Raw genomic sequence first — 25,832 nt, forward strand, 5'->3', positions numbered from 1 at the left:
CCCGCGAAGGGGCCGACCACGAGCTTGATTCAACAAGGAGTCCGGGGTGGACGAGTACCAGCAGACCATACGCGCGCTCTCCGACCGCATCGTCGCGGCGCAGACGCCCATCCGCGTGCTCGATGCGGTGAAGTGGGACGACAATATCCGCAACGGCTTTCTCAAGGCCAAGGGCAAGGAGCCCCCGGCCGTGGACCGTGCCTATTACCAGGGGCGACCGCTGTCGTTCGATTCCAACTCGGTGAAGGCCGAGTTCCAGAGCATCGAGCGCGACATCACTCGCCAGCTCGGTCAGTTCAACCCGGTCGGGCAGATCATGCGGCGCATGTGCAAGGAGTACCGCATGGTGGTGCGCATGCTCGAAGCCCGTGGCACCGAGGATTTCGGCCTGATTTCCCAGGAGCTGTATGGCGCGGCTTCCGACGCCTTCCATGCCGGCGACCCGACCCTGGCCGACCTGGGCCTGATGCTGTCCGATTATCTGAACAACATCGACGGCCGGGGCGACCTGAAGGACGAGCCGAAGAACCTTACCGCCAAGGAAGCCGTAGCGATCCTTCAGCGGCGCTTGAACAAGGTCTTCGGCGAGGCCGAGGAGACCATCCGCGTGTTCGAGTCCGACGGTATCGTGGCCGACGCTGCGGCCGGTGCCGATTACATCAAGGTGCGTGCCGACGCGATGTTCAACAGCCGAGACGTGCGCGCACTGGAGGTCCACGAAGGCCTGGTGCACGTGGGCACCACGCTCAATGGCCTCAACCAGCCGATCTGCACGTTCCTGGCGAAGGGGCCTCCCTCGTCGACCGTGACCCAGGAAGGATTGGCCATTCTCATGGAGGTGATCGCTTTCGCCTCCTACCCCAGCCGCCTGCGCAAGCTCACCAACCGCACCCGGGCCATCCACATGGTGGAGGAGGGGGCGGACTTCTTGCAGGTCTACGAGTTCTTCCGCGGCCAGGGCTTCGAGATGGCCCAGAGCTACAGCAATGCCAGCCGGGTATTTCGCGGGTCGGTGCCCAACGGACTGCCATTTACCAAGGATTTGTCCTATCTCAAGGGTTTCATCATGGTTTACAACTACATTCAGTTGGCCGTGAAGAAAGGCAAGCTCGAGCAGATCCCGCTGTTGTTCTGCGGCAAGACCACCCTGGAAGACATGCGCACCTTGCGTCAGCTGGTCGAGGAGGGCCTGGTGGAGCCGCCCAAGTACCTGCCGGAACAGTTCCGCGACCTCAACGCCCTGTCTGCGTGGATGTGCTTCTCCAACTTCCTCAACCACCTGAGCCTGGATCGTATTGAAGCCGACTACGCGAACATTCTCTGAAGCCTGTCGCCGCCTCATCCTGGGCTTGCTCGTGCTGGGATTGTCGGGGTGTAGCAGCTTGTTGTTCTTCCCGGAGCCGGGCCTGCCGTTCACCCCGCAGAAGGCGAAGCTCGAATTTCGTGACGTGACCCTCATCGCCGCCGACGGTACGCGTCTTCACGGCTGGTGGATGCCGGTCAAGCCAGGGGTCCAGGTCAAGGGCACGGTATTGCACCTGCATGGCAATGGCGGCAACCTGGCCTGGCATCTGGGCGGCAGCTATTGGCTTCCAGAGCAGGGCTACCAGGTGCTGATGATCGACTATCGCGGCTATGGCCTCTCCCAGGGCAAGCCGAGCCTGCCGGCGGTTTACCAAGACATCGAGGCGGCCATGGATTGGCTGGACAACGCCTCGCAGGTCCAAGGCAAGCCCTTGGTGCTGCTGGGCCAGAGCCTCGGCGGCGCCATGGCCATTCACTACCTGGCGGCCCATCCTGAGCAACGTCAGCGCTTCAGTGCGCTGGTATTCGACGGTGTACCCGCCAGCTATCGGGAAGTGGGGCGCTTTGCCCTGAGTACGTCATGGCTGACCTGGCCGTTGCAGGTGCCATTGTCCTGGCTGGTGCCGGACGGCGACAGCGCGATCCGCTCGATCGAGCGCCTGGACACCCCGCCCAAGCTGTTTTTCCACAGCATCGACGACGACCTGGTGCCCATGGACAGCGGCATCCGTCTGTACCAGCACGCCCCGCCACCTCGGGTGCTGCAACTGACCCGAGGCGGGCATGTGCAGACCTTCGCCGACCCGACGTGGCGCCAGGTGATGCTGCGCTTCCTCGACGACCCCAGCCATTTCGATGGCCTTCGGCGACTAGCCGAAGTGCCCAATTACCCTGATGAGAAGAACGCGCAATGAGTGAAGAACGCAACGCCATCCCGATGATCCTGACCGCCGTGGGTACCATCATCGTGACGGTAGGGACCCTGTGGTATTACGGTTACTTGCATTTCGCCAAGCCCGAGGACGCCCTGTTGCTGCAGGACTACACCATGCTCAAGACCCTCCCCGGCGAGGACTACAAAGTCTCCCTCGACCCGGCGCCTCAAGTGGCGCAATGCGTCGACGGTGTGCTGGTATTGTTCGATACCCAGCAGAAGGGCCTGACTGGCGTGCTGGTGGACAACCGCAAGCGTGCTATTCGCTGTATGGGGCAGGAGACCCCGCAACAGCTGCAATGACCTGCGTTCTGGATGCCTTCGCGGCGAAAGCCGCGAAGAGCCAGGACAGACAAAGAAAAGCCCCGCGACGATCGCGGGGCTTTCTTGTTTCATTGTGCCAGCCTTACTGTTGGATCTGGCTTACCGAACGCGGCTGCACCGGCTGGTTGTCATTGGAGATGGTCACCTCCACCCGACGGTTCTGGGCGCGGCCAGTGTTGCTGCCATTGTCGGCGACCGGGTACTCCTTGCCGTAACCCTGGGCGACGATGCGTGCCGGGTCGACACCTGCGCGTACCAGGGCCATGCGCACGCTGTTGGCGCGTCGTTCCGACAGGCCTTGGTTGTAGCTCGCCGAGCCGACGCTGTCGGTGTATCCCTCGACGATGACCTTGCGCTCAGGGTTTTCCTGGAGGAACTGGGCCAGCTTGGTGATGTTGGGGTAGGCGCTGCTCTTGAGCTCGGCCTTGTTGAAGTCGAACAGTACATCCCCGAAGGTCACCAGGGTGCCTCGATCAGTCTGCTTGGCGTTGAGGCTTTCCTGCAGCTTGCGGATCTGTGCGTCACGGGCGTCCAGGCGGGCCTGAGCGCGTTGTGCGGAGGCGTTCTTCAACTCGTTTTCAGCCGAGCGCAGGGCGATGGTCTGTTTGGCCACTTCCACGCGCTGGTTGGTCAGGTAGGCCAACTGGTCGACTGTCTTGTCGTCCTCGCGCTCCATGAATGCCTTGTCGGCTTTGTTCAGCCAGTCCTGGGCGTCCTTGGTCTCGAGGGCCGCCAGCTTGCTGGCCTGCGGATCGCTTTGCAGGCTGGAGAAGTTGGTGCGGGCGGACTCGAGATTGGGGTTCGGATCATGGGCGCAGGCAGCAAGGCCTACGCACAGGGCCAGCAGGGTGGGGATCATGAGGTAATTGCGCATAGTGTTCATCCTTTGATCAATGACGAAGGCTCAAACGGGGCAGGGCAGCGCTCATTCGGCGCTGCGCAGGCCTTCCTCGCGAAGGTCCTGGACACCTTCACGGCTGTCCTGCAGGGCCTTCTGCGCCTTGGCGGCCTGAGCCTTGCGCTCGGCCACGCGTGCATCCCACTCGGCTTGTTCAGCCAAGCGCTTGGCTTCGTCGTACTGCTTGTCATGCATGGCGATCTCGGCCTGCTTGAACTTGTCCTGGGCAGCCTTCATTTCCACGGCGGCAAACTCGGTGCCACCGGCGCTGACCGCGGAATTGACCGCGGACTGGGTGACGGCGTATTGCTCGGAGGGCGGTTTTCCGGCACAACCGGCCAGCAGCAGGCTGCCGCCCAGCGCCAGCGCGGCGAGCTTGAGCCCGCGCAGCGGCGTGGAGGAGGGGTGAGGTGTGCGGGTCTTCATGATGGTCAGCTCCATGGGATCACTCCTGTTTACGACGGTATCCTTAGCAGTCCATCGCTTTTTCCCTGTCATCTGCGCGCATTTCGGCCGAACTGTGCACAACGGCGTGTGTGCAGGGTTTTAGCGTGATGGCTACAGGCTGTGACTTGGGCTTTTTTCCGATAGTTCAGAAAAAAATGCCGAGCCTGTGCAGACGTGCAGGGACCGTGGAAGGGGATCGGTGGCAAATCAAGACTGTGCGACAAGGCGAACGGGGCGAGGCGGGGCAGCAGTCCCGTGCCCCGCCAACGCGGGGGCAAGTGTCAACTCGAAAGACTTTTCGACAGTGCCTGTTCGGCCTGCACGTAGGCGGGTGTCTTGCCGATGTCGGCGTAGATCTCCTCGCCCTCCTCGACACGGATCACCTGCGAGCCTTTGACGTAGGGGATGGCCTTTTCCGCCTCCTTGATGGCGGATTGCAACAGGCTCTCCGTGACGAAGGCCTCGTCCAGCCCGTAGGCCTGCGCGAATGCCTTGATCTTGACCAAGTCCTGCTTGTGCAGGGTAAGGGTGTATTCGACGCGTTCGCAGCTCTCGCGGGCCTTGGATTCCCAGCTGTCCAGCATGTGCCTGAAGGTGTCCATGGAAAACTCCTCGCTCGAAACCTGAAGTGGGCATGACTTCGGATGCCTTGCATTCACTTTAGTTGCTCGGTGCCGAACCGGCTTGCCAGTACGGCCTTGCCATGGGCACTCTTGGGCAATGTTCCTGAGCGGATGCGCGGTGAGCCGCGCCGGAGAGAAGGCCGATGACCGATATCGATGTACGCTTGCGTGAGGATGTCCATCTGTTGGGTGAACTGCTGGGCGAGACCATTCGCCAGCAGCATGGCGAGGCGTTCCTGCAGAAGATCGAAGACATCCGCCACAGTGCCAAGGCCGACCGCCGTGGCGCTGCAGAGCAACTGAGTTCGACCTTGGGCGATCTGGCCGACGACGACCTGCTACCGGTGGCTCGGGCTTTCAACCAGTTTCTCAACCTGGCGAACATCGCCGAACAGTACCAGTTGATCCGCCGTCGCGATGTTGGCCAACCCGAGCCTTTCGAAGCGCGCGTGCTGCCGGAATTACTGACCCGGCTGAAGCAGGCCGGTCATTCGGACGATGCCCTCGCCAGGCAGTTGGCCAAGCTGGACATCCAGCTGGTGCTCACCGCCCACCCCACCGAAGTGGCCCGCCGTACACTGATCCAGAAATACGATGCCATCGCCGGCCAGTTGGCTGCGCAGGATCACCGTGACCTGACACCTGCTGAGCGCCAACAGGTGCGTGAGCGCTTACGGCGTCTGATCGCCGAGGCCTGGCACACCGAGGAAATCCGGCGCACCCGGCCGACGCCGGTGGACGAGGCCAAGTGGGGCTTCGCGGTGATCGAGCATTCCTTGTGGCAGGCGATCCCTAACCACCTGCGCAAGGTAGATCACGCGTTATTCGAAGCGACTGGTCTGCGCTTGCCGCTGGAATCCGCGCCGATCCGTTTCGCCTCCTGGATGGGCGGCGATCGCGATGGCAACCCCAATGTCACCGCGGTGGTGACCCGCGAAGTGCTGCTGCTGGCCCGCTGGATGGCGGCTGACCTATTCCTGCGTGACATCGACTACCTGGCTGCCGAGCTGTCGATGCAGCAGGCCAACAATGCCCTGCGCGAGCGCGTGGGTGACAGTGCCGAGCCTTATCGTGCGTTGCTCAAGCAAGTGCGCGAACGCCTGCGCGCCACCCGTGCCTGGGCCCACGCGGCGCTGAGCAGCGCCCAGGCACCTGGGGCCGATGTGCTGACCAGCAACCGCGAGCTGATCGAGCCGCTTGAGCTGTGCTATCAGTCCCTGCATGAATGCGGCATGGGTGTCATCGCTGACGGCCCGCTGCTCGACACCTTGCGCCGGGCCGTGACCTTCGGCTTGTTCCTGGTGCGCCTGGACGTGCGTCAGGATGCCGCCCGGCACCGCGACGCGCTGACCGAAATCACCGACTACCTGGGCCTGGGGCGCTATGCCGACTGGGACGAGGAACAGCGCATCGCGTTCCTTCAGGCGGAACTGAAAAACCGCCGGCCGTTGTTGCCTGCGCACTTCAAGCCCGACGCCGAGACTGCCGAAGTGCTTGCCACCTGCCGCGAGATTGCCGCCGCGCCGGCGGCTTCGCTGGGGTCCTATGTCATCTCCATGGCCGGGGCCGCATCCGATGTGCTGGCTGTGCAATTGCTGCTCAAGGAGGCCGGCCTGACCCGGCCCATGCGCGTGGTGCCGCTGTTCGAGACCCTCGCCGACCTGGACAACGCCGGGCCGGTGATGGCGCGCCTGCTGGGCCTGCCGGGCTATCGTGCCAGCTTGCATGGACCGCAGGAGGTGATGATCGGGTATTCCGACTCGGCCAAGGACGCAGGTACCACAGCGGCGGCCTGGGCCCAGTACCGGGCTCAGGAAAACCTCGTGCGCATCTGTCGAGAGCATCAGGTCGAGCTGCTGTTGTTCCACGGCCGTGGTGGCACTGTCGGCCGAGGCGGCGGGCCCGCCCACGCGGCGATCCTGTCGCAGCCACCCGGCTCGGTGGGCGGGCGGTTCCGCACCACCGAGCAGGGCGAAATGATCCGCTTCAAGTTCGGCCTGCCCGGCATCGCCGAGCAGAACCTCAACCTGTATCTGGCCGCCGTGCTCGAGGCGACCCTGTTGCCGCCGCCACCCCCGCAGCCCGCCTGGCGCGAGCTGATGGACCAGCTTGCTGCCGACGGCGTCAAGGCGTATCGCGCCGTGGTGCGGGAAAACCCCGACTTCGTCGAGTACTTCCGCCAGTCCACGCCGGAGCAGGAGCTCGGACGCCTGCCGCTGGGCAGCCGTCCGGCCAAGCGCCGTGCCGGCGGCATCGAGAGCCTGCGTGCTATTCCGTGGATCTTCGGCTGGACCCAGACGCGCCTGATGCTGCCGGCCTGGCTGGGCTGGGAGACGGCCCTGAGCAATGCCCTGGCGCGTGGGCAGGGCGAGCTGTTGGGACAGATGCGTGAACAGTGGCCGTTCTTCCGCACCCGAATCGACATGCTGGAGATGGTGCTGGCGAAAGCCGATGCCGAGATTGCCAAGGCCTACGACGAACGTCTGGTGCAACCGCACTTGCTTTCCCTGGGGGCACATCTGCGCGACCTATTGTCGCAGTCGTGCCAGGTGGTGCTGGGGTTGACCGGGCAATCGGTGCTACTGGCTCACAGCCCCGAGACCCTGGAGTTCATCAGCCTGCGCAATACCTATCTGGACCCGCTGCATCGCCTGCAGGCCGAATTGCTGGCGCGCTCTCGCAGCCGGGAAGCCGCTCTGGACAGCCCATTGGAGCAGGCCCTGCTGGTCACGGTGGCGGGTATCGCCGCAGGTCTTCGCAATACCGGTTGAGGCGTTCGGCGCCTGACCTTGGCTGGGGGCCGCAGGCCCCTCGGCCGAGGTTGTGCTGGCAGGTTGCGCCGGGCGCAACCGCGCTGTGAAACGGGCCCAAGTGGCGATTTCCTGCAACTTTGGGACGCTTGTCTGGTTGCTGGGCGCTGTGTATCTTGAGCAGCCTTTTGACCGATTTTCGGTCTCACCCGATTTTTCGGACTTGGCCTTCTGCGCCGAATCCGTTGATTTACATAGAAAAATATGAGGAGCACAAGATGCGCGTAATTCTGCTGGGAGCTCCCGGGGCCGGTAAAGGTACTCAGGCAAAGTTCATCACCGAGAAGTTCGGTATTCCACAGATCTCCACCGGTGACATGCTGCGTGCCGCCGTCAAGGCCGGCACCCCGCTGGGCCTTGAACTCAAGAAAGTCATGGATGCCGGCCAACTGGTTTCCGACGAGCTGATCATCAGCCTGGTCAAGGAGCGCATCGCCCAGCCGGATTGCGCCAAGGGCTGCCTGTTCGATGGCTTCCCGCGCACCATTCCCCAGGCCGAGGCCATGGTTGCCGCAGGTGTCGACATCGACGCCGTGATCGAAATCGCCGTTGACGACGAAGAGATTGTCGGCCGCATGGCCGGCCGCCGTGTGCACCTGGCTTCGGGCCGTACCTACCACATTCAGCACAACCCGCCGAAAGTGGAAGGCAAGGACGATGTCACCGGTGAAGACTTGATCCAGCGCGACGACGACAAGGAAGAGACCGTGCGTCACCGCCTGTCGGTATACCACAGCCAGACCAAGCCGCTGGTTGACTTCTACCAGAAACTCTCGGCCGCCAACAACGGCAAGCCGAAGTACAGCCACATCGAAGGTGTCGGCTCGGTCGAGGCGATCACTGCCAAGGTGCTGGCAGCCCTGAGCTGATCCATCTCCGTGCGTCACGACGGCCCGCTTGCGGGCCGTTGTCGTTTATACTGCCGCTCTTTTCCCCGTTGCCTGGATACCTCGTTCGATGACCACCCTGCTGGCCCTGGATACCGCTACCGAAGCCTGTTCCGTCGCTCTGCTGCATGACGGCAAGGTGACCAGCCATTACGAGGTGATCCCGCGCATGCACGCGCAAAAGCTGCTGCCGATGATCAAGCAGTTGCTGGCCGAGTCAGGCGTGGCGCTCAGCGACGTGGATGCCATTGCTTTCGGGCGTGGCCCCGGGGCGTTCACCGGGGTGCGGATCGCCATCGGTGTGGTCCAGGGCCTGGCCTTCGCTCTCGAGCGCCCGGTGCTGCCGGTCTCCAATCTGGCGGCGCTGGCCCAGGGTGCGCTGCGTGAGCGCGGGGTGCAGCAGGTCGCCGCCGCCATTGATGCCCGTATGGACGAGGTGTACTGGGGCTGCTATCAAGCCCATGACGGCGAGATGCGCCTGGTAGGGCGCGAGGCGGTGTTGCCGCCAGAACGTGTGCAGCTACCGGAGGCCTGCACCGGCGAGTGGTTCGGCGCCGGCACCGGATGGGGTTATGGCGAACGGCTGGCCGTGCCGGTGAGCGCAAGCGATGCCAGCTCGCTGCCCAACGCCCTGGACATCCTCGAGCTGGCCCGCTTCGCTTGGGCACGCGGCGAGGCCATCCTGGCCGAGCAGGCGCAACCTGTGTACCTGCGCGACAACGTAGCGACACCCAAGGCGCGCTGAGCCTCTCGTCAGTCGGCGCAGCGACGTCGCAACCTTTTGTGCGAACTGTGGTCCAGTTATCAATTGGGCATTAGCGAGGGATCTCTGATGCTGCTAAATTGCCATCATTGATCCTGAGTGCCTTGTCCATGCGTATCGATGGTTTCTCCTCCCAGTCCTATCCGATCAAGCGCACCCCGCGCAAGGCACCGGTGCGCGACGAGAACATCGACGATGCCGAATTGGTCGAGGACGTCGAAGCCCCTCAGGAGCCCCGCACCAACCGCCGTTCCGGTGGTCTGCCAGCCCGCCAGCAAGACATGATCTTTCCTCGTGCCCGTGATCGACGCACCGCTACCGCTCTGGCCAGCTACCTGGCCACCGCCGGTTTCACCGACTGGGAGATGGAAGTGCTGGGGTTGGACCTGTACATTTGATGGATGAATCCATCGCCCCTGCCTTACTTTCTCGGTTGTCCGTCCTGGAGCGAAAACGCCTGGCGCGACTACCTCTATCCCGCCGACGCCCGTCCTGCTGAATTTCTCGGCCTGTACAGCCGGGTGTTCAATGCCGTCGAAGGCAACACGACCTTCTATGCTCGTCCCGCGCCTGCCACGGTGGAGCGTTGGGCGCAGGTCATGCCCACGCATTTTCGCTTCACCGCCAAGTTTCCGGGTGATGTGACCCATGAGGGTGACCTGCGTGAGCATCTGGAGTCCGCGCTTGCATTCACCCGGCTGATGGCGCCGTTGGGCGAGCGGGTTTCGCCGTACTGGTTGCAGCTATCGGCCCAGTTCGGCCCTTCGCGGCTTGGCGAGCTGTGTCATTTTCTCGACCAAATCGGCGTGCCGGTGGCGGTCGAGGTGCGCAACGAGGCGTTTTTCGCCCGGGGCGAAGAGGAGCGCCAGCTCAACCGGCTGTTGCACGAGCGGGGTGTCGAGCGCATCTGCCTGGACCCACGGGCGCTGTTCAGTTGCACCTCGCGCGAGCCGGGTGTATTGCATGCACAGTCCAAGAAACCACGGGTCCCGCCACGTCCGGCTGCATTCAGCCAGCACCCTCAGGTGCGATTCATCGGGCATCCGGTGCTGGAGGCCAACGAGAGCTTTCTCACGCCCTGGGTGGAAAAGGTTGGCGCCTGGATCGAAGAAGGACGCAGTCCCTATGTCTTTTTGCATACCGCCGACAACCTGCAGGCCGCAGCCCTGGCCCTGCGTTTTCATGAGCGTCTGATGGCGCGTTTGCCGGGTCTTGACCCTTTGCCGGAATTGCCGCGTGCGCCCGAGGTCGAACAACTGGGACTACTCTGACGACTCCTGACTATCTGCCGAGGTTGAGACCATGGATGTGCAAACCCTGCGAGCCGAAGCCTTCAAGGCCATGCATGAGCGTGAGGGCGCTTTCGTCATTCCCAACCCCTGGGACGCAGGTTCTGCCCGCCTGCTGGCAAGCCTCGGCTTCGAGGCCCTGGCCACCACCAGTGCAGGTTTGGCGTTCAGCCTGGGGCGGCCGGATGCCGAAGGCGCCTTGAGTCTGGAGGAAACCCTGAGTAACGCCCGGTCGATCGTCGATGCGACTCCGTTACCTGTGGCCGCCGATCTGGAAAACGGCTTCGGTGACCTGCCACAGGATTGTGCCGAGACGATCCGGCGCGCGGCCGAGGTAGGGCTGGTGGGCGGCTCGATCGAAGACGCCAGCGGTCGCTGCGACGACCCTATCTACGACTTCGGTTTGTCGGTGGAGCGGGTGCGCGCCGCCGTGCAGGCTGCTCGTGCGCTGCCGTTTCCCTTCACCCTCTGCGCCCGCGCGGAGAACCTGCTGCACGGGCGCCTGGACCTGGATGACACCATCCGGCGCCTGCAAGCCTATGCCGAGGCGGGTGCCGATGTGCTTTATGCCCCAGGCCTGCGCGACGTCGAAGAAATCCGCGCCGTGGTGCAGGCGGTCGCGCCCAAGCCTGTCAACGTGCTGATGGGGCTGGCTGGTGTGCCGCTTAGCGTGAACCAGTTGCAGGACCTGGGGGTGAAGCGCATCAGCGTAGGCTCCTCGCTCGCACGCGCCGCGCTGGGAGCGTTGCAGCGGGCGGCGCTGGAGATCCGTGATCAGGGCTCGTTCGGCTACAGCGCGCAGGCCCTGCCGTTTGCCGAGCTCAACGACCTGTTCCGTCGCTGAGGCGCCCGTGCGTGTTGCCACGCTGCTGGTTGTCGGCCTGATGGCAATGGCGGCCCTGGCGTGGCATCTGGGCTGGCGACCACCTGCCGCCTGGAACCCCTGGGCGGTGCTGGACGTGCGCCAGCCGCCCAACTTCCTGACGCCCTACAAGCTCGCGCGCCTGCGCGAGAACCCACGTTTGTGCCTGCAGGCGTTGCAGACATCGGCCTTGCGCTACCGGCCACAGGCCGACAGCGCGCCCACGGCCAATTGCCCGCTGCGCAACGTGTGGCGAATCGAAACTGGCGAAGCGCGCCTTAGCAGCAGCTTCCTGGCGTCTTGCCCATTGGCGGTGGCCTACGCGTTGTTCGAAAAGCATGGACTGCAGCCCGCGGCGCAACGAATTTTTGGCCAGTCCGTGGCCCAGGTCGAGCATTTGGGCAGCTTTGCCTGCCGAAATGTGTACCACCGTAAACAAGGTCGGCTCAGCCAGCATGCCAGCGCCAATGCATTGGATATCACGGGTTTTCGCCTCAAGGATGGACAACGCATCGTGCTGGCGAGGGATTGGCAGAAGGGCGGGGAGAAGGCGGCGTTTTTACGGGAGGTCCATGACGCGGCCTGCAACAGTTTCAATACGGTGCTGGGGCCGGACTACAACGCGGCGCACCACAACCACTTTCACCTGGACATGGGGCTCTGGCAGGTCTGCCGCTGAGCTCAGGCGTGCGTGCGCACGTTGTTCAGCACTACCGGGCGCGCCCAGTGAAGGTCGAACTCCAGATCGTTCTGCTGTTTGGCCAAGGTGGGTTCGTCGTAGGGCTCGGGGGCGTTTTCCAACAGATCCGTTTCGAACTCGGCGATGGGCAGGAACAACGCCCGCGGCGACGGCGCCGGGCCAGGCTCGGGAAGCGGATGGCCCTGACTCATGACCACTGGGCGCAACCAACTGTTGCTCAAGTCGAGCTGGCGCTGTTGTTCGATCAGTTCGGCGGTGCTGAACGGCTCGGGTGCGTTTTCCAGCAATTCGGTCTCGAATTCGGCCTTTGGCAGGAACAGCGGCTCGGGCGGCTTGACCTCGGTGTCGTGGACATCGCAGCTACGCTGGACATGGATCTGCGCCAGGGTGCGCACACCGCCCAGTGGCTCACCGCTTTCCTTGTCGACCTGCTTGGCGATGGCTTGGCTGACCGGGTCCGCTTCCGTCCCTTGCTGCTCGGCCAACGCGCGGGCGAAGAAATCCTGCCACAGGTGGCTTACGCCCCCGAGTGCCTGGGTGTTCTGTCGACCGTAGTTGCCAACAGGCGACAGGTAGGTCAAGCCGATGGGAAGGGTTTCTGACATGGCAGTCGCGCGCGTTGTGCTCTGGCAGAATAGCGGATACTGCGTGTATCGGCGGTGGCCGGGATTTCATTAATTTTTTCGAGTGCGCGAACCGATGGTGGAGCTAGAGCAGGGCATGGGTATCAGGGTCGAGGCGTTGTCGGCTGAGTTCCAGGCCCAGGCACAAGTGTGGGCCGAGCGCCTGGGTGTGCCGCTGGTGGATGACGAGGCGGGGTTTGCCGTGCAGGTCGGGCCTGATGGGTTGCAGATCCAGCAGCTAGGGCCGCAGGCGCCGGGACCGGTGCGGGTGGACTTCGTCGAAGGACAGGCGGCGCATCGACGGCTCTATGGCGGGGGTAACGGACAGATGATCGCCAAGGCCGTCGGCATCGCCCAAGGCGTCCGCCCCCAGGTGCTCGATGCCACTGCAGGCTTGGGCAAGGATGCGTTCGTGCTGGCCAGCCTGGGCTGCCAGATGACCCTGATCGAGCGCCAGCCGCTGATTGCCGCTTTGCTCGAGGATGGGCTGGCGCGGGCGCGTGGGGATGACGAGGTGGGGGCGATCGTCGAGCGCATGCACCTGCTGACCGGCAACGCCATCGAGCGCATGCGCGCCTGGGAGGGCGAGCCACCCCAGGTGATCTATCTCGATCCGATGTTCCCGCATCGGGACAAGAGCGCGCTGGTGAAGAAGGAAATGCGGGTGTTCCGGCCCTTGGTCGGTGATGACCTGGATGCGCCGGCGTTGTTGGAGGCGGCGTTGGCGTTGGCTTCCCACCGGGTTGTGGTCAAGCGGCCACGCAAGGCGCCCATTATCGATGGGCCCAAGCCGAGCCACAGTCTGGAGGGGAAATCGAGTCGGTATGACATTTATCCCAAGAAGGCGCTCAAGGCTTGATTAGGTTTGGGGCTGCGGCTGGGGCTGGGTTGTGGTTTTGAGGTTTGTGGGCTTATCCGTTTGATTTGTCGACGCTGATTCACCTTTCCGCCCTTACGGCGGGTCACTTTTGGTCTTGGCCAAAAGTAACCAAAAGCCGCGCGCCCCTGCATCCGACCCGGCGCTTCGCACCGGGTCCCCTCGCTGCGGTGTCTTACGGGGCCTCGCGGCCTCCGGCTGGCTGCGCCAGCCTCCATCTCGCGACTTCGGCTACCGCCGAAGGGCGCTACGCGCCTGCCCCTACAGACACCTCCGCTCGGCCTGCTGATGGGGCGCAAGTTACGGGCGGCGTCTGGGTTGGCGTTGTTTCATTCAGGGGTTTTTGTGGGGTATGTTCCGCCCATCGCGGGTAAACCCGCGAAACACCGGCACAAACAACAAATTAATCAGCTTGTTTGCCGTTGCTGTTGCTTTTGATGCGCGATAGTCCAGGCGCCACCCATCGCGACCTCAGGAGGCCGAGTGGAGGTGTCTGTAGGGGCAGGCGCGCAGCGCCCTTCGGCGCAGCCGAAGTTGCGAGATGGAGGCTTGCGCAGCAAACCGGAGGCCGCGAAGCCCCGAAAGGCACCGGAGCGCAGGGAACCCCGGAGCGCAGCGCAGGGGCCGGATGTGGGAGCCAGCGGTTTTTGCCTACTTTTGCCCAAGAGCAAAAGTAGGTCGCCGTAAAGGCGAAAAGCGCCGGTGGCGCCCCCACCAACACCGGATATTCACACAGCCTCAAAGCCCAAGCCCTTAAACCCGGTACCCCCGCATGAACAACCCAACCACCTCCCGCACATGCACCTCCGCCTCCTCCACCGTCAACGCCGGCGCACACCCCAGCAGCAACCGATAATCCGGCGCCCCCTTCACCAAGCAGAAGAAGTGCTCAGCCGCCCGCAAGGGATTGTCGATCGCCAGCAACCCCCGCTGCGCGACACTGGCCAGCAGCGCTTCCATCCCGGCCAGCACCCGCTTGGGCCCCGCCTCCCAGAAGTACTCGCCAAAGCCAGGGTCCTGGTTCCCCAAGGCAATGATCAACCGGCTCAACTTGACCGACTCGTCACTGCTGATCAACGCCTGAAACCCCCGGGCAATATTCAGCAGCACCTGTTCCAGCGGAACGCCTTCGGGCAGCTCGAAGATCAGGTCAGGCAGTTGGGTCTGACACGTCGCCATGACGGCCGAACCAAACAGCGTCTGCTTGTCGTTGAAATGGCTGTAGACCGTGAGTTTTGAAACACCTGCCGCCGCAGCGACCGCATCCATGCTGGTGTTCGCATAGCCAAGACTCAGGAACAAGGTCTTGGCGGCTTCGAGGATGGCCTCGCGCTTGGCCAGGTCCTTGGGCCGGCCAGGGCCAGTGGGTGCGTCGTTGGACATGGGAATCCGCATCATGATGAAAAGTCCCCCATCTTAACGGGTCGCAGCGCATCCGGCTGCTAAAGGCGTGGATCGTTAATACGTTTTTCTCTGTGTTACCCGCTTCCCGACCCTGGTGTCCTGACTTAATATACTCGCCAGTATAAATATTCGAGGCGCTCCTCGCGAAAGGACATCCATCATGTTGCGTCATGCCGTGCCCATCGTTTTACCCGCCACCTTGGCGTTGCTGCTGGTCGCTTGCGGTCAGGAGGCCGCGGCCCCTGCTGTGCCGCGCCCGGCGTTGGTGGTCCAGCCCCAGCCAACGGGTGCTTCGGCCGACAGTTATCCCGGCGAGGTGCGGGCTCGCTTCGAACCTGAGCTGGCCTTTCGCATTGGCGGCAAGGTGAGCAAGCGCCTGGTGGAGGAGGGGCAGCGGGTCAAGGCCGACCAGCCGCTGGCCGAGCTCGACCCACAGGATGTCCGTCTGCAACTGGAGGCCAACCGCGCCCAGCTCGCTGCCGCCGAAGCCAACTTGGCCCTGGTGCGGGCTGAGCGCGATCGCTACCAGAAGCTGCTGGAGCGGCAGATGGTCAGCCGTTCCCAGTACGACAACGCCGAGAACCTCTATCGCGCAGGCCAGGCGCGTCTCAAGCAGGCCAAGGCGGAATTCGACGTGGCCGGCAACCAGGCGGAGTACGCCGTGCTCCGAGCACCTCAAGCAGGCGTGATCGCCAAGCGTCAGGTCGAGGTGGGTCAGGTTGTGGCGCCAGGGCAGACCGTGTTCACCCTGGCCGCCGATGGTGAGCGAGAAGTGCTCATCGGCCTGCCGGAGCAGCAATTCGCCCGCTTTGGCGTGGGGCAAACGGTGAGTGTGGAGCTGTGGTCGCACCCGAACGCGCGTTATCCGGGGCGCATCCGTGAGCTGTCTCCGGCGGCCGATCCTCGCTCGCGTACCTTCGCTGCGCGGATTGCCTTCACCACCTCCAGCACGCCGGCCGAGCTGGGGCAAAGCGCGCGAGTGTTCATTGCCCACGCTGAACGCGCGCCGCTGTCGGTGCCGCTTTCGGCGGTTACGGCCGAACAGGGGCAGGCCTACGTCTGGCGCATCGGCAAGGACAACCGCCTCGAACGCGCGGTGGTGCGCCTGGGCCCTTATGGCGATGACAGCGTGCCGGTGCTCGAAGGGCTGAAGGCGGATGACTGGGTAGTGGCCGCAGGTGGCCATGTGTTGCGCGAGGGCCAGCAGGTCCGGCCCGTGGACCGTTCCAACCGTGATGTGAACCTGGCGACCAAGGAGTAATTCCCGATGGGTTTCAACCTTTCCGCCTGGGCCTTGCGCAACCGGCAGATCGTGCTGTTCTTGATGATCCTCCTGGGCGCGATTGGCGCGATGTCCTACACAAAGCTGGGGCAAAGCGAGGATCCACCGTTCACCTTCAAGGCCATGGTCATTCGCACGATATGGCCGGGTGCTACCGCCGAGGAGGTCTCCCGGCAGGTCACCGAGCGCATCGAAAAGAAACTGATGGAAACCGGCGAGTACGAGCGGATCGTGTCGTTCTCGCGTCCAGGCGAGTCCCAGGTGACGTTCATGGCCCGGGACTCCATGCACTCCGATGCCATCCCCGAGCTGTGGTACCAGATCCGCAAGAAGGTCGCGGACATTCGCCATACCTTGCCGCCCGAGATTCAGGGGCCGTTCTTCAACGATGAGTTCGGCACGACTTTTGGCAACATCTATGCACTGACAGGTCCCGGGTTCGATTACGCCGTGCTCAAGGACTACGCCGACCGTATCCAGATCCAACTGCAGCGGGTCAAGGACGTGGGCAAGGTCGAGCTGATCGGCCTGCAGGACGAAAAAATCTGGATCGAGCTCTCGAACCTCAAGCTGGCCACCCTCGGCGTGCCGTTGCAGGCGGTGCAGCAGGCGCTGAGCGAGCAGAACGCGGTGAGCACCGCAGGTTTCTTCGAGACCCCCAGCGAGCGTTTGCAGTTGCGTGTCAGCGGACGTTTCGACAGCGTCGAGCAGATTCGCCAGTTCCCGATCCGCGTAGGTGATCGCACCTTCCGTATCGGGGATGTGGCCGAGGTCCATCGCGGCTTCAACGACCCACCTGCGCCACGCATGCGCTTCATGGGCGAGGACGCAATCGGCCTGGCGGTCTCGATGAAGGACGGTGGCGACATCCTGGTGCTGGGCAAGGCCCTGGAAGGCGAGTTCGCCCGCCTGGCGCGCAACCTGCCGGCGGGCATGGAGTTGCGCAAGGTTTCGGACCAGCCCGCTGCGGTGAAGGCAGGGGTAGGGGAGTTCGTCCAGGTCCTGGTCGAAGCCCTGGCCATCGTGCTGCTGGTGAGTTTTTTCTCCCTGGGCCTTCGCACCGGCCTGGTGGTGGCCCTGGCCATTCCACTGGTGTTGGCCATGACCTTCGCCACGATGCATTACTTCGGCATCGGCCTGCACAAGATCTCCCTTGGCGCACTGGTGCTGGCGCTTGGGCTGCTGGTGGATGACGCCATCATTGCCGTGGAGATGATGGCGATCAAGATGGAGCAGGGGTTCGACCGGCTCAAGGCGGCGAGCTATGCCTGGTCCAGCACGGCATTCCCGATGCTCACTGGCACCTTGATCACGGCGGCGGGCTTCCTGCCGATCGCCACGGCGGCCTCCAGTACTGGCGAATACACACGTTCTATCTTCCAGGTGGTGACCATTGCCTTGCTGACGTCCTGGGTGGCCGCGGTGGTCTTCGTGCCTTACCTGGGCGACCGCCTGTTGCCAGACCTGGCCAAGCGTCACGCCGAGGGCGCGCACGGTCCGGATCCTTATGGCACGCCGTTCTACCAGCGTGTGCGCCGCGTCGTGGAGTGGTGCGTACGCCGGCGCAAGACAGTGATCGTGCTGACGGTCGCGGCTTTCGTTGGCAGCATCCTGCTGTTCCGCTTCGTGCCCCAGCAGTTCTTCCCGGCCTCGGGCCGGCCCGAACTGATGGTCGACCTCAAACTCACCGAAGGCGCATCGCTGGCCAATACGACCGAGCAGGTCAAGCGCCTGGAGGCACTGCTCAAGCAGCAGGATGGCATCGCCAACTATGTGGCCTATGTCGGCACGGGGTCGCCGCGTTTCTACCTGCCGTTGGACCAGCAATTGCCGGCGGCGAGCTTTGCCCAGTTCGTGGTACTGGCCAAGAGCCTGGAGGATCGTGAAGCCCTGCGCAGCTGGTTGATCGCCACGCTGGATGCGCAATTCCCCGAGCTGCGTGGACGGGTCACCCGTTTGGAGAACGGTCCGCCGGTGGGCTATCCGGTGCAGTTCCGGGTGACGGGCGAGCATATCGAGAAGGTTCGTGCCCTGGCGCGGGAGGTAGCGGTCAAGGTGCGCGAGAACCCCCATGTGGTGAACGTGCACCTCGATTGGGAGGAGCCGAGCAAGGCGGTGTTCCTGGAGATCGACCAGGACCGCGCCCGGGCCTTGGGCGTAAGCACCGCGCATCTGTCGAGCTTCCTGCAAAGCTCGCTGACCGGCACCACGGTCAGCCAGTACCGCGAAGACAACGAACTGATCGAGATCCTGCTACGCGGCACCGGCCAGGAACGCCGTGAGCTGGGCAACCTCGGCAGCCTCGCGCTGCCCACCGACAACGGCCAGAGCGTGGCGTTGTCCCAGGTGGCGACCTTGGAGTACGGCTTCGAAGAAGGCGTGATCTGGCACCGCAACCGCCTGCCTACGGTGACCGTGCGGGCCGACATCTATGACAAGGAGCAGCCGGCTACGCTCGTCAAGCAGATCCTGCCAACCTTGCAAACGGTGCGCGATACCTTGCCCGAGGGTTACCTGCTGGAAGTCGGTGGCGCCGTGGAAGATGCCGAGCGCGGCCAGCGTTCGGTGAACGCCGGCATGCCACTGTTCATCGTGGTGGTGCTGACGTTGCTGATGGTGCAGTTGCGCAGTTTTTCGCGCACGGTGATGGTGTTTCTCACCGCGCCCTTGGGGCTGATCGGTGTGACGCTGTTCCTGTTGGTGTTCCGGCAGCCTTTTGGGTTTGTCGCCATGCTCGGCACCATCGCACTGGCGGGGATGATCATGCGTAACTCGGTGATCCTGGTCGACCAGATCGAACAGGACATCGCGGCGGGGCTGGATCGCTGGCAGGCGATCATCGAAGCTACGGTGCGGCGCTTCCGACCGATCGTGCTCACCGCCCTGGCGGCGGTATTGGCAATGATCCCGCTGTCGCGCAGCGTGTTCTACGGGCCGATGGCGGTGGCCATCATGGGCGGGTTGATCGTAGCGACCGTGCTGACGCTGTTGTTCCTGCCAGCGCTGTATGCGGCGTGGTTCAGAGTGAGGAAAAGCGGCTAGCTGGAAGCGGCAAGCGGCAAGCCGCAAGGGGGACGAGCCACGCAGGCCTCGCGTCTTGCTTGTGGCTTACCGCTTGAAACTTACAGCTTGCAGCCGCGCGCTTCAAAGCGCGCCGAACACCTTCTTGGCCAGGCTGGTCGCGGCCTGGGCTGGGTTCTGGCGAATGTTCTGCTCCTGCTTGCCGATCATCTCGAACAGGCCATCGAGCGCTTTCTCGGTCACGTAGTTCTCGATGCTCGCGCTCTTGGCGTCTACCACGCCTAGGGCCACGGCTTGGCCGGCGAAGTTGTTGTACTGCTGCGCCAGGCCAACCTTGTCGGTGGCTTGCTTGACGATCGGCAGGAACTTGGCGCGGATTTCTTCACGGCTGCTCTTGTTCAGGTACTGGGTTGCCGAATCCTGGCCGCCGTTGAGGATGTCCTTGGCGTCGGTCACGGTCATCTTCTTGACCGCATCGACCAGAATCGCCTGGGCCTGCGGAACCGCTGCTTCGGCCGCCTTGTTCATGCTGTTTTCCAGGGCTTCGACCTGCTCACCCTTGCCGAACATCTTCATGGCCTTGGCGGCCTTGCCCAGGTTGCCTGGCAATTCGATGCGCACATCCGGGTTGTTGCTGAAGCCGCCAGGCGTGCTCAGTTGCTTGACGGCGATCTGAGCGCCCTGGGTCAGGGCGTCCTTCAGGCCGCCGGTGGCATCTTTCTGGCTCAGGTCGCCGAGCGACAGGGCCAGGGCGCTGGCCGACAGCAGCAGGCCGGCGCACAGGGTGGTGAAGCGCAGGGAGGTGCGAATCATGCTGGGTATTTCCTTATAGCTGGGAGAGGGCGGGCTCAGCGCACCGGGTCGACCTTGATGCGCACAGGCTGCGGATCGCTGCCGTCGAGGTTCACGCCGTGGTGTTCGGTGTTGATGAACAGCAACTTGCCGTCCAGCTCGATGCGTGCGCTGACTGCGTAGCGGTGGCCGGCTTTGATCTGGGTCGGGTCGTAGGTGAGGTGAAACGGCAGCGGCACATTGCCCTTCACCGGGCCGGCCTGGTTGGCCAAGGTCACCGCCGGGGCGTCCATCAGCGAGACGTCTTGCAAACTCACGCTCAGGGTGGCAGCCGGTGGCAGAGCCATGCGTTGCAGATAGTAGACTTCGCCATCCAGGCTGGCCTGGTGGGAGGGTGTGTTGCTGGTGCAGGCTGCGAGCAGGGATACGCCGCACAGCATGAAGAGTTTTTTCATGGAATCTCCGGTGTCCTTGGGGTTGGCTTTTGGCCAACCTCAGGGACTTTAGCGGATTTTTCCGGAGTCTTCAGCGTTGGGGCTACTGCGTCCGGGCTTATCTCAGGCGGGTGCTACCTCCACCGGCTCATCGCGGTGCAGCGCTACCTGGCGGATCGACAAGCGCAGCTCCGCCGACAACACGCGCTTGGCCACGCCCTCGGCGAGTTCGCCGAGCTTGTCGTGATAGCCCAGCTTGCCTTGACCGTCGGGGCGCAGTACATCCTGGTCGATCAAGGTCTGGATGAAATGGCGGAACAGCGTCTTGTCGAAGAACTCCGGGGCATTCAGGCCATGCAGGATCGACAGGCGCTGGGCCATCATCACGCACAGGTCTTCCAGCTCCTCGGCGCTCAGGGTGTTCTGGCCGCTGTTGAGCAGCAGGGACGTGGCCATGTAGAAGCGTTGCAACGTCTGGGTGATGCTCCGGGCCAGCAAGGTCAACAGGACGAACTGCCGCGAACTTGGGGCCGGGCGCAGATAGACGCCGTTCTCGAAGCGCAGCAGACCCTGTGCTACCAATGCGTCGAGCCATTGGTCGATGACCTCGTCCAATTGCTCGGGTGTCCAGCGCAGGAACAGTTCAGCCTGCAGGTACGGATACAACGCCTTGACGTACTGGCCGACCAGTTCGCGGCTCATGCGTGAGCTGCTCAGGAAGAAGCTCGCCAGCAACGCCGGCAGGGCGAAGATGTGCAGGATGTTGTTGCGGTAGTAGGTCATCAACACTGCGTTGGCTTCATCCAGGTAGAGGATGCGGCCCAGGGCGTCCTTTTGCTCCGAGAGCAGGTCCATGCCCCTGACATGTTCGATCAAGGCCGGACCGTCACCCTCCGGCAGGGTGGTGTGAGGGGAGTAGGGGACCTGCCGCAGCAAGGCCAGGTACAGGTTCAGCACGCGGGTCAGGGCGCGTTCGTCCAGTGCCAGGCGGCTGGTGGACAGCAGTGCCAGGGCCACCAGGTTGACCGGATTGATCGCCGCCGCTTCGTTCAGGTGACGTGCCACGGTCTCGCCCAGGCGGGTGGTGGTTTCGTTCAGCCAGGCCGGGCGGAATTGCGGGCCCAGGGCTTGCTCGCGCCAACCGGGTTGCTGCTGGTCGAGGAAGGCATTGAGGCGGATCGGTTCGCCGAAATTGACATAGACCTGGCCAAAACGCTGCTTGAGTGCGCCGATGACCTTGAAGATGTCGAAGATCGACTCTTTCTTCTTGCTCGCCCCGCGCAGCTCGCCCAGGTAGGTACGGCCTTCGAGCACGCGCTCATAGCCGATGTACACCGGCACGAAGACGATCGGTGTGCGCGAGGAGCGCAGGAAGCTACGCAAGGTGATGGCCAGCATCCCGGTGCGCGGTTGCAGCATGCGCCCGGTGCGCGAGCGCCCACCTTCGACGAAGTACTCCACCGGGAAGCCCTTGGTGAACAAGGTGTGCAGGTATTCGTTGAATACCGCCGTGTACAGCGGGTTGCCCTTGAAGGTCCGGCGCATGAAGAAGGCGCCGCCACGGCGCAGCAGGCCGCCGATCACCGGCATGTTGAGGTTGATGCCGGCGGCGATGTGCGGGGGCGTGAGGCCGTTGCGGAACAACAGGTACGAGAGCAGCAGGTAGTCGATATGGCTGCGGTGGCATGGCACGTAGATCACCTCGTGCCCTGGCGCGATGCCTTGCACCTGCTCGATGTGGTTGACCTTGATGCCGTCGTAGATCTTGTTCCAGAACCAGCTGAGCACCACTTCGAGGAAGCGGATCGCCGTATAGGTGTAGTCCGAGGCGATCTCGTTGCCGTAACGCAGGGCCTGGGCTTCTGCCTTGGCGTAAGGGATCTTCTCGCGTTCGGCCTCGTCGCTGATTGCCTGGCGCACCAGTGGGTCATGGACCAGGCCCTTGACCAGGTTGCGTCGGTGGGAGATGTCCGGGCCGATGACGGCGGTTTTGAGGTTGCGAAAGTGCACGCGCATGATGCGCTGGGCCATGCGCACGGTGCGCTCGTGGCCTTTGTTGTGCTGGATCAGCTCGCGTAGGTGAATAGGCGCTGAGAACTGCACACGGGTTTTGCGGCCCAGGATCAGTATGGTCAGCAGACGGCGCAGGCGGCCGGTAACCGCCCAGCTGTCGGCGAACAGCAGTTTCCAGGGGCTGGACTCACTGGCGGGCGACTGGCCCCAGAACACGCTGACCGGAATGATCTGCGCGTCCTCTTCCGGATGCTGGCTCACTGCGCCGACCAGACGCTCCAGGGTAGGGGGCGCGCCGCGTTTGTCATGACGGCCGAGCCAGTCCGGATCGGGCGTCAGGTAGAAGAAAGCCGCAGGCTCCTGCAGCGAACCGACACTGACCGGCAGCACAGGACGCGGTAGCCCCGCCTTGGTGCATTCGCGATCGACGACGGCCAGGTCCGTCAGCGAAGGCGAAGGCAGGGCGTAGAACACGGGACGGCTGCGATCGAGCTTCAGAGACAGAGATGACTGGTTGATGGTTTCGGAGCGCACCCACAGGTACAACAGGCGACGCAAGGCGCCGAAAATCAGTCGGCGCAGGGGGGAACGGGTCATGGGTGTGTGCCCTGGGAGAGATTTTTAAGTGATATTCCAGGCAGTTAGTCTGCCGTATCTGCGCAAGTTCGGCAAAATTCGCCAAATCGACGCCCAGTCATGAAATTTTTTTGTTCGCTGTCATATACTCGGTCCGCAGCTTGCAAGATATTTCTGCGAGCTGCGTCGGCACGGGGTGGTGACCTCGTGCTTGCAAGGCGATCTTCAAAATAAAAATCCGGAGTAGTTCAGATGTCGTCTCGTGAGACTGGGAATGTGAAGTGGTTCAACGATGCCAAGGGTTATGGCTTCATTCAGCGTGAAGGTGGGGCGGATGTCTTCGTCCACTATCGTGCTATCCGCGGTGAGGGGCATCGTACCCTGGTCGAGGGACAACAGGTGGAGTACGCCCTTGTGCAAGGCCAGAAAGGCCTGCAGGCTGAGGACGTCGTCGGTCTCTGACCGCCGTCTGGAGCAGTAAGCTTCAAGCTGCAAGCTGTCCGTGGAGCTTGCAGCCTGATGCGATCCAACGTGAAGCTGCGGCGTGTCGGCAGTAGCCTCAGTGGGTGCGCCAGGTGATTTCCTGTTCACCGTCGGCGCTGATGCGGATCCAGCGATCGGCATCTTCTTCACCATCTTCTTCGGCCCAGCTGCCGGGTGCGCAGCGCACTTCGACGCCCAGCGCGGCATAGGCAGCGCGAGCACAGGCGATGTCGTCGTCCCATGGCGTCTGGTCGCTTTCGAGGAACAGGCTGTTCCATTTCCCTACAGCCTTGGGTACCCAGGTGACCGGAATGTTACCGGCCATGCATTTCCAGGTTTGGCCACGCTGCTGCCATTCGCTACAAGTGCCCAATGCCTGGCTGAGCCATTCGGCCACTTGCTTGTGGTCGACGTCGGTGTCCTTGAGGTAGATCTCGATATCGGGTTGGCGCATAAAAAGGCTCCGGGTGTGCTCAGTCTTGGCGCACGAAATAGTCATAACGCATGGAAACCGTCACGTCGAACGGCTCGGGCTGGTCGATCACTCGTGCGCGTCTTTCGGCGCTGGCGCGCCAGCCGTGCGGTGTCATGGCCAGCAGGTCGGCGCGAGCCTTGGGCTCGGCCAGACTCAGGCGGAACTCGAGCACTTCGCCATGGGCGTGATGCATGCCCTCGGGAATCAGGGCCAGGTGCTTGTCATCGGCGTAAGGCCGTACTTCATCGTAGAGCACCTGGCGCAGTTCCATCAGATGGCCGCTGGTCGGCCCCACCCGCATCAGCCCGCCGCCGGGGCTGAGCAGGCGCTTGGCCTCCTGCCAGTCCAGCGGGCTGAACACGCTGGCGATGAATTGGCAGCTGGCATCGAGCAGCGGCACGCGAGCCATGCTCGCGACCATCCAGGTCACCTGCGGGGCCCGGCGGCACGCGCGCTTGACCGCCTCGCGGGAGATATCCAGCGCATAGCCTTGGGCTTGCGGCAACGCTTGGGCGATCTGCGCGGTGTAATAGCCTTCGCCGCAACCGATGTCGAGCCAGGCGCCGGGCTGGCGTTCGGCGGCCAGTTCAGCCAAGCGCCGGGCGACAGGCGCGTAGTGGCCAGCATCAAGGAAGTCGCGGCGGGCTTCGACCATCGCTTGGTTGTCGCCTGGATCGCGGCTGTTCTTGTGCTGCACCGGCAGCAGGTTCAGGTAGCCCTGGCGGGCACGGTCGAAGCGATGCCCGGCGGGGCACACCACGCCGTTGTCGAGCCGCGTCAGGGCGGCCTGGCAGAGCGGGCAGGCGAGCATCAGGCGAGCAACCGTACCAGGGTCTGGTAGTAAATCTCGGTCAGCAGGTCGAGGTCGCTGGCCAGGATGCGTTCGTCGACCTGGTGAATGGTCGCGTTGACCGGGCCGAGCTCGACCACCTGGGTGCCGAGGGTCGCGATGAAGCGCCCGTCGGAGGTACCGCCGCTGGTGGAGGGCTGGGTATCACGACCGGTCACGCCCTTGATGCTGGCCGAAACCGCATCGAGCAGCTCGCCCGGCTCGGTGAGGAATGGCAGGCCAGACAGCGCCCAGTCGATGCTCCACTCCAGCTGATGCTTGTCGAGGATTGCTGCCACGCGAGCCTGCAGGCCCTCGACCGTGGATTCGGTGGAGAAGCGGAAGTTGAACAGCGCGGTCAGCTCGCCCGGCACCACGTTGGTGGTGCCGGTACCGGAATTGAGGTTGGAGATCTGGAAACTGGTCGGCGGGAAGAACGCATTGCCTTCGTCCCAGTGTTCGGCGGCCAGTTCCGCCAGGGCCGGCGCGGCCAGGTGGATCGGGTTGCGCGCCAGGTGCGGATAGGCCACGTGGCCTTGCTTGCCGCGTACGGTCAGCTTGGCGCCGAGCGAGCCGCGACGGCCGTTCTTCACGACATCGCCCAGCAGGCTGGTGCTGGAAGGTTCACCGACGATGCACCAGTCCAGACGCTCGTTGCGTGCCTTGAGGCGTTCGACCACGGCCTTGGTGCCATGGTGCGCCGGGCCTTCCTCGTCGCTGGTGATGAGGAAGGCGACCTTGCCGCGGTGGTTCGGGTAGTCCCGCACGAAGCGTTCGCTGGCCACCACCATCGAGGCGAGGCTGCCTTTCATGTCCGCGGCGCCACGGCCGCAGAGCATGCCATCGGCATCGATCAGGGCTTCGAAAGGCTCATGTTGCCAGGCTTGCACCGGGCCGGTGGGGACCACGTCGGTGTGGCCGGCAAAACACAGCACGGGGCCTTCCTGGTTGCCGTGGGTGGCCCAGAAGTTGTCGACGTCCTCGATACGCATCGGCTCGAGTTCGAAACCGACGGCGCCCAGGCGCTGCATCATCTGGGCCTGACAGTCGGCATCGACGGGAGTGACCGAGGGGCGACGGATCAGGTCGCAGGCCAGTTGAAGGGTAGGCGAAAGCTCGGCTGGGGCCGTCATGAAGGACTCCGGGGCAAGGCGGGCGGGAAAACAGGGGCGTTATCTTAT

25 protein-coding genes are annotated in these 25,832 nt (G+C 63.6%); 14 read left to right on the plus strand and 11 right to left on the minus strand.

Annotated features, from left to right (window positions below; translation table 11 throughout):
• The first annotated feature begins 46 nt into the window (after positions 1-46).
• From BLS27_RS17715 to BLS27_RS17725, 3 genes are read left to right on the plus strand one after another with little or no spacing between them, the layout of a single operon-like run.
• Complete coding sequence (locus BLS27_RS17715) at positions 47-1,324, plus strand: flavohemoglobin expression-modulating QEGLA motif protein (protein ID WP_043213767.1); 1,278 nt, start codon at positions 47-49, stop codon at positions 1,322-1,324.
• Complete coding sequence (locus BLS27_RS17720; protein WP_090346040.1) at positions 1,296-2,219, plus strand: alpha/beta hydrolase; 924 nt, start codon at positions 1,296-1,298, stop codon at positions 2,217-2,219. Before BLS27_RS17715 ends, BLS27_RS17720 begins: the two co-directional genes overlap by 29 nt.
• Positions 2,216-2,542 (plus strand): PA3694 family proteiin, encoded by a 327-nt coding sequence (locus tag BLS27_RS17725; protein WP_043213771.1) that lies wholly within the window; start codon positions 2,216-2,218, stop codon positions 2,540-2,542. The genes BLS27_RS17720 and BLS27_RS17725 overlap by 4 nt, the downstream gene beginning before the upstream one ends.
• Positions 2,543-2,645: 103 nt before the next feature.
• Here the strand turns inward: BLS27_RS17725 and lptF are convergent, their stop codons facing one another.
• The 3 genes from lptF to BLS27_RS17740 all read right to left on the minus strand — a co-directional run bounded on the left by lptF (position 2,646) and on the right by BLS27_RS17740 (position 4,510).
• A complete protein-coding gene (gene lptF / locus BLS27_RS17730) occupies positions 2,646-3,437 on the minus strand; it encodes a lipotoxin F family OmpA-related lipoprotein LptF (RefSeq protein ID WP_043213773.1) in 792 nt (263 codons plus the stop codon).
• 51 nt (positions 3,438-3,488) lie between these two features.
• Complete coding sequence (locus tag BLS27_RS17735; RefSeq protein ID WP_043213775.1) at positions 3,489-3,902, minus strand: DUF4398 domain-containing protein; 414 nt, start codon at positions 3,900-3,902, stop codon at positions 3,489-3,491.
• A gap of 287 nt (positions 3,903-4,189) precedes the next feature.
• Complete coding sequence (locus tag BLS27_RS17740; protein WP_090346043.1) at positions 4,190-4,510, minus strand: hypothetical protein; 321 nt, start codon at positions 4,508-4,510, stop codon at positions 4,190-4,192.
• A gap of 164 nt (positions 4,511-4,674) precedes the next feature.
• Here BLS27_RS17740 and ppc point away from each other — a divergent pair, with 164 nt between their 5' ends.
• The 7 genes from ppc (at position 4,675) to BLS27_RS17775 (ending at position 11,821) form a co-directional block, all read left to right on the plus strand.
• Positions 4,675-7,302 (plus strand): phosphoenolpyruvate carboxylase, encoded by a 2,628-nt coding sequence (ppc, locus tag BLS27_RS17745; protein ID WP_043213780.1) that lies wholly within the window; start codon positions 4,675-4,677, stop codon positions 7,300-7,302.
• Positions 7,303-7,559: 257 nt separating this feature from the next.
• A complete protein-coding gene (adk, locus tag BLS27_RS17750) occupies positions 7,560-8,210 on the plus strand; it encodes an adenylate kinase (RefSeq protein ID WP_043213782.1) in 651 nt (216 codons plus the stop codon).
• An 88-nt stretch (positions 8,211-8,298) separates the two neighbouring features.
• The gene (gene tsaB, locus BLS27_RS17755) at positions 8,299-8,973 is read left to right on the plus strand and encodes a tRNA (adenosine(37)-N6)-threonylcarbamoyltransferase complex dimerization subunit type 1 TsaB (RefSeq protein ID WP_090346046.1); all 675 of its coding nucleotides are present in this window, start codon (positions 8,299-8,301) and stop codon (positions 8,971-8,973) included.
• A gap of 128 nt (positions 8,974-9,101) precedes the next feature.
• On the plus strand, positions 9,102-9,389 hold the full coding sequence (locus BLS27_RS17760; protein ID WP_070575208.1) for a hypothetical protein: 288 nt from the start codon (positions 9,102-9,104) through the stop codon (positions 9,387-9,389).
• Between the two features lie 3 nt (positions 9,390-9,392).
• The gene (locus BLS27_RS17765) at positions 9,393-10,262 is read left to right on the plus strand and encodes a DUF72 domain-containing protein (RefSeq protein ID WP_090346049.1); all 870 of its coding nucleotides are present in this window, start codon (positions 9,393-9,395) and stop codon (positions 10,260-10,262) included.
• 31 nt (positions 10,263-10,293) lie between these two features.
• The gene (locus BLS27_RS17770) at positions 10,294-11,124 is read left to right on the plus strand and encodes an isocitrate lyase/PEP mutase family protein (RefSeq protein WP_090346052.1); all 831 of its coding nucleotides are present in this window, start codon (positions 10,294-10,296) and stop codon (positions 11,122-11,124) included.
• A gap of 40 nt (positions 11,125-11,164) precedes the next feature.
• On the plus strand, positions 11,165-11,821 hold the full coding sequence (locus BLS27_RS17775) for an extensin-like domain-containing protein (RefSeq protein ID WP_090346157.1): 657 nt from the start codon (positions 11,165-11,167) through the stop codon (positions 11,819-11,821).
• A 2-nt stretch (positions 11,822-11,823) separates the two neighbouring features.
• Here the strand turns inward: BLS27_RS17775 and BLS27_RS17780 are convergent, their stop codons facing one another.
• Entirely contained in the window at positions 11,824-12,447 is a 624-nt protein-coding gene (locus tag BLS27_RS17780; RefSeq protein ID WP_070575202.1) for an energy transducer TonB, read from the minus strand.
• A gap of 115 nt (positions 12,448-12,562) precedes the next feature.
• On the opposite strand from BLS27_RS17780, the gene BLS27_RS17785 reads away from it, so the two are divergent.
• Complete coding sequence (locus tag BLS27_RS17785; protein ID WP_372240779.1) at positions 12,563-13,324, plus strand: class I SAM-dependent methyltransferase; 762 nt, start codon at positions 12,563-12,565, stop codon at positions 13,322-13,324.
• Between the two features lie 771 nt (positions 13,325-14,095).
• Here BLS27_RS17785 and BLS27_RS17790 read toward each other — a convergent pair.
• Positions 14,096-14,737 carry a TetR/AcrR family transcriptional regulator gene (locus BLS27_RS17790; RefSeq protein ID WP_043215915.1) on the minus strand — a complete coding sequence of 214 codons (642 nt, stop codon included), beginning with the start codon at positions 14,735-14,737 and terminating at the stop codon, positions 14,096-14,098.
• 169 nt (positions 14,738-14,906) lie between these two features.
• On the opposite strand from BLS27_RS17790, the gene BLS27_RS17795 reads away from it, so the two are divergent.
• Positions 14,907-16,007 (plus strand): efflux RND transporter periplasmic adaptor subunit, encoded by a 1,101-nt coding sequence (locus BLS27_RS17795; protein ID WP_090346055.1) that lies wholly within the window; start codon positions 14,907-14,909, stop codon positions 16,005-16,007.
• A 6-nt stretch (positions 16,008-16,013) separates the two neighbouring features.
• A complete protein-coding gene (locus tag BLS27_RS17800; RefSeq protein WP_070572398.1) occupies positions 16,014-19,070 on the plus strand; it encodes an efflux RND transporter permease subunit in 3,057 nt (1,018 codons plus the stop codon).
• Positions 19,071-19,172: 102 nt separating this feature from the next.
• On the opposite strand, the gene BLS27_RS17805 is transcribed toward BLS27_RS17800, so the two are convergent.
• From BLS27_RS17805 to plsB, 3 genes are all read right to left on the minus strand, one after another.
• Positions 19,173-19,862, minus strand: a complete 690-nt coding sequence (locus BLS27_RS17805) for a DUF4197 domain-containing protein (protein WP_043215781.1) — start codon at positions 19,860-19,862, stop codon at positions 19,173-19,175.
• Between the two features lie 35 nt (positions 19,863-19,897).
• Positions 19,898-20,296: a YbaY family lipoprotein gene (locus BLS27_RS17810; protein ID WP_043215782.1), complete on the minus strand. Its 399-nt coding sequence runs from the start codon at positions 20,294-20,296 to the stop codon at positions 19,898-19,900.
• Between the two features lie 102 nt (positions 20,297-20,398).
• Entirely contained in the window at positions 20,399-22,885 is a 2,487-nt protein-coding gene (plsB, locus tag BLS27_RS17815) for a glycerol-3-phosphate 1-O-acyltransferase PlsB (RefSeq protein ID WP_090346057.1), read from the minus strand.
• 231 nt (positions 22,886-23,116) lie between these two features.
• Here plsB and BLS27_RS17820 point away from each other — a divergent pair, with 231 nt between their 5' ends.
• The gene (locus BLS27_RS17820; protein WP_011535295.1) at positions 23,117-23,326 is read left to right on the plus strand and encodes a cold-shock protein; all 210 of its coding nucleotides are present in this window, start codon (positions 23,117-23,119) and stop codon (positions 23,324-23,326) included.
• Between the two features lie 97 nt (positions 23,327-23,423).
• Here the strand turns inward: BLS27_RS17820 and BLS27_RS17825 are convergent, their stop codons facing one another.
• The 3 genes from BLS27_RS17825 to dapE are packed head-to-tail and all read right to left on the minus strand — an operon-like array spanning position 23,424 to position 25,784.
• On the minus strand, positions 23,424-23,801 hold the full coding sequence (locus BLS27_RS17825) for a hypothetical protein (RefSeq protein WP_043215785.1): 378 nt from the start codon (positions 23,799-23,801) through the stop codon (positions 23,424-23,426).
• 19 nt (positions 23,802-23,820) lie between these two features.
• A complete protein-coding gene (locus tag BLS27_RS17830) occupies positions 23,821-24,633 on the minus strand; it encodes a putative RNA methyltransferase (protein WP_043215786.1) in 813 nt (270 codons plus the stop codon).
• Positions 24,633-25,784: a succinyl-diaminopimelate desuccinylase gene (dapE, locus tag BLS27_RS17835; protein ID WP_090346060.1), complete on the minus strand. Its 1,152-nt coding sequence runs from the start codon at positions 25,782-25,784 to the stop codon at positions 24,633-24,635. The genes BLS27_RS17830 and dapE overlap by 1 nt, the downstream gene beginning before the upstream one ends.
• Between the last annotated feature and the right edge of the window lie 48 nt (positions 25,785-25,832).

The sequence above is a fragment of the Pseudomonas guariconensis genome (assembly GCF_900102675.1).
Taxonomy (GTDB): domain Bacteria; phylum Pseudomonadota; class Gammaproteobacteria; order Pseudomonadales; family Pseudomonadaceae; genus Aquipseudomonas; species Aquipseudomonas guariconensis.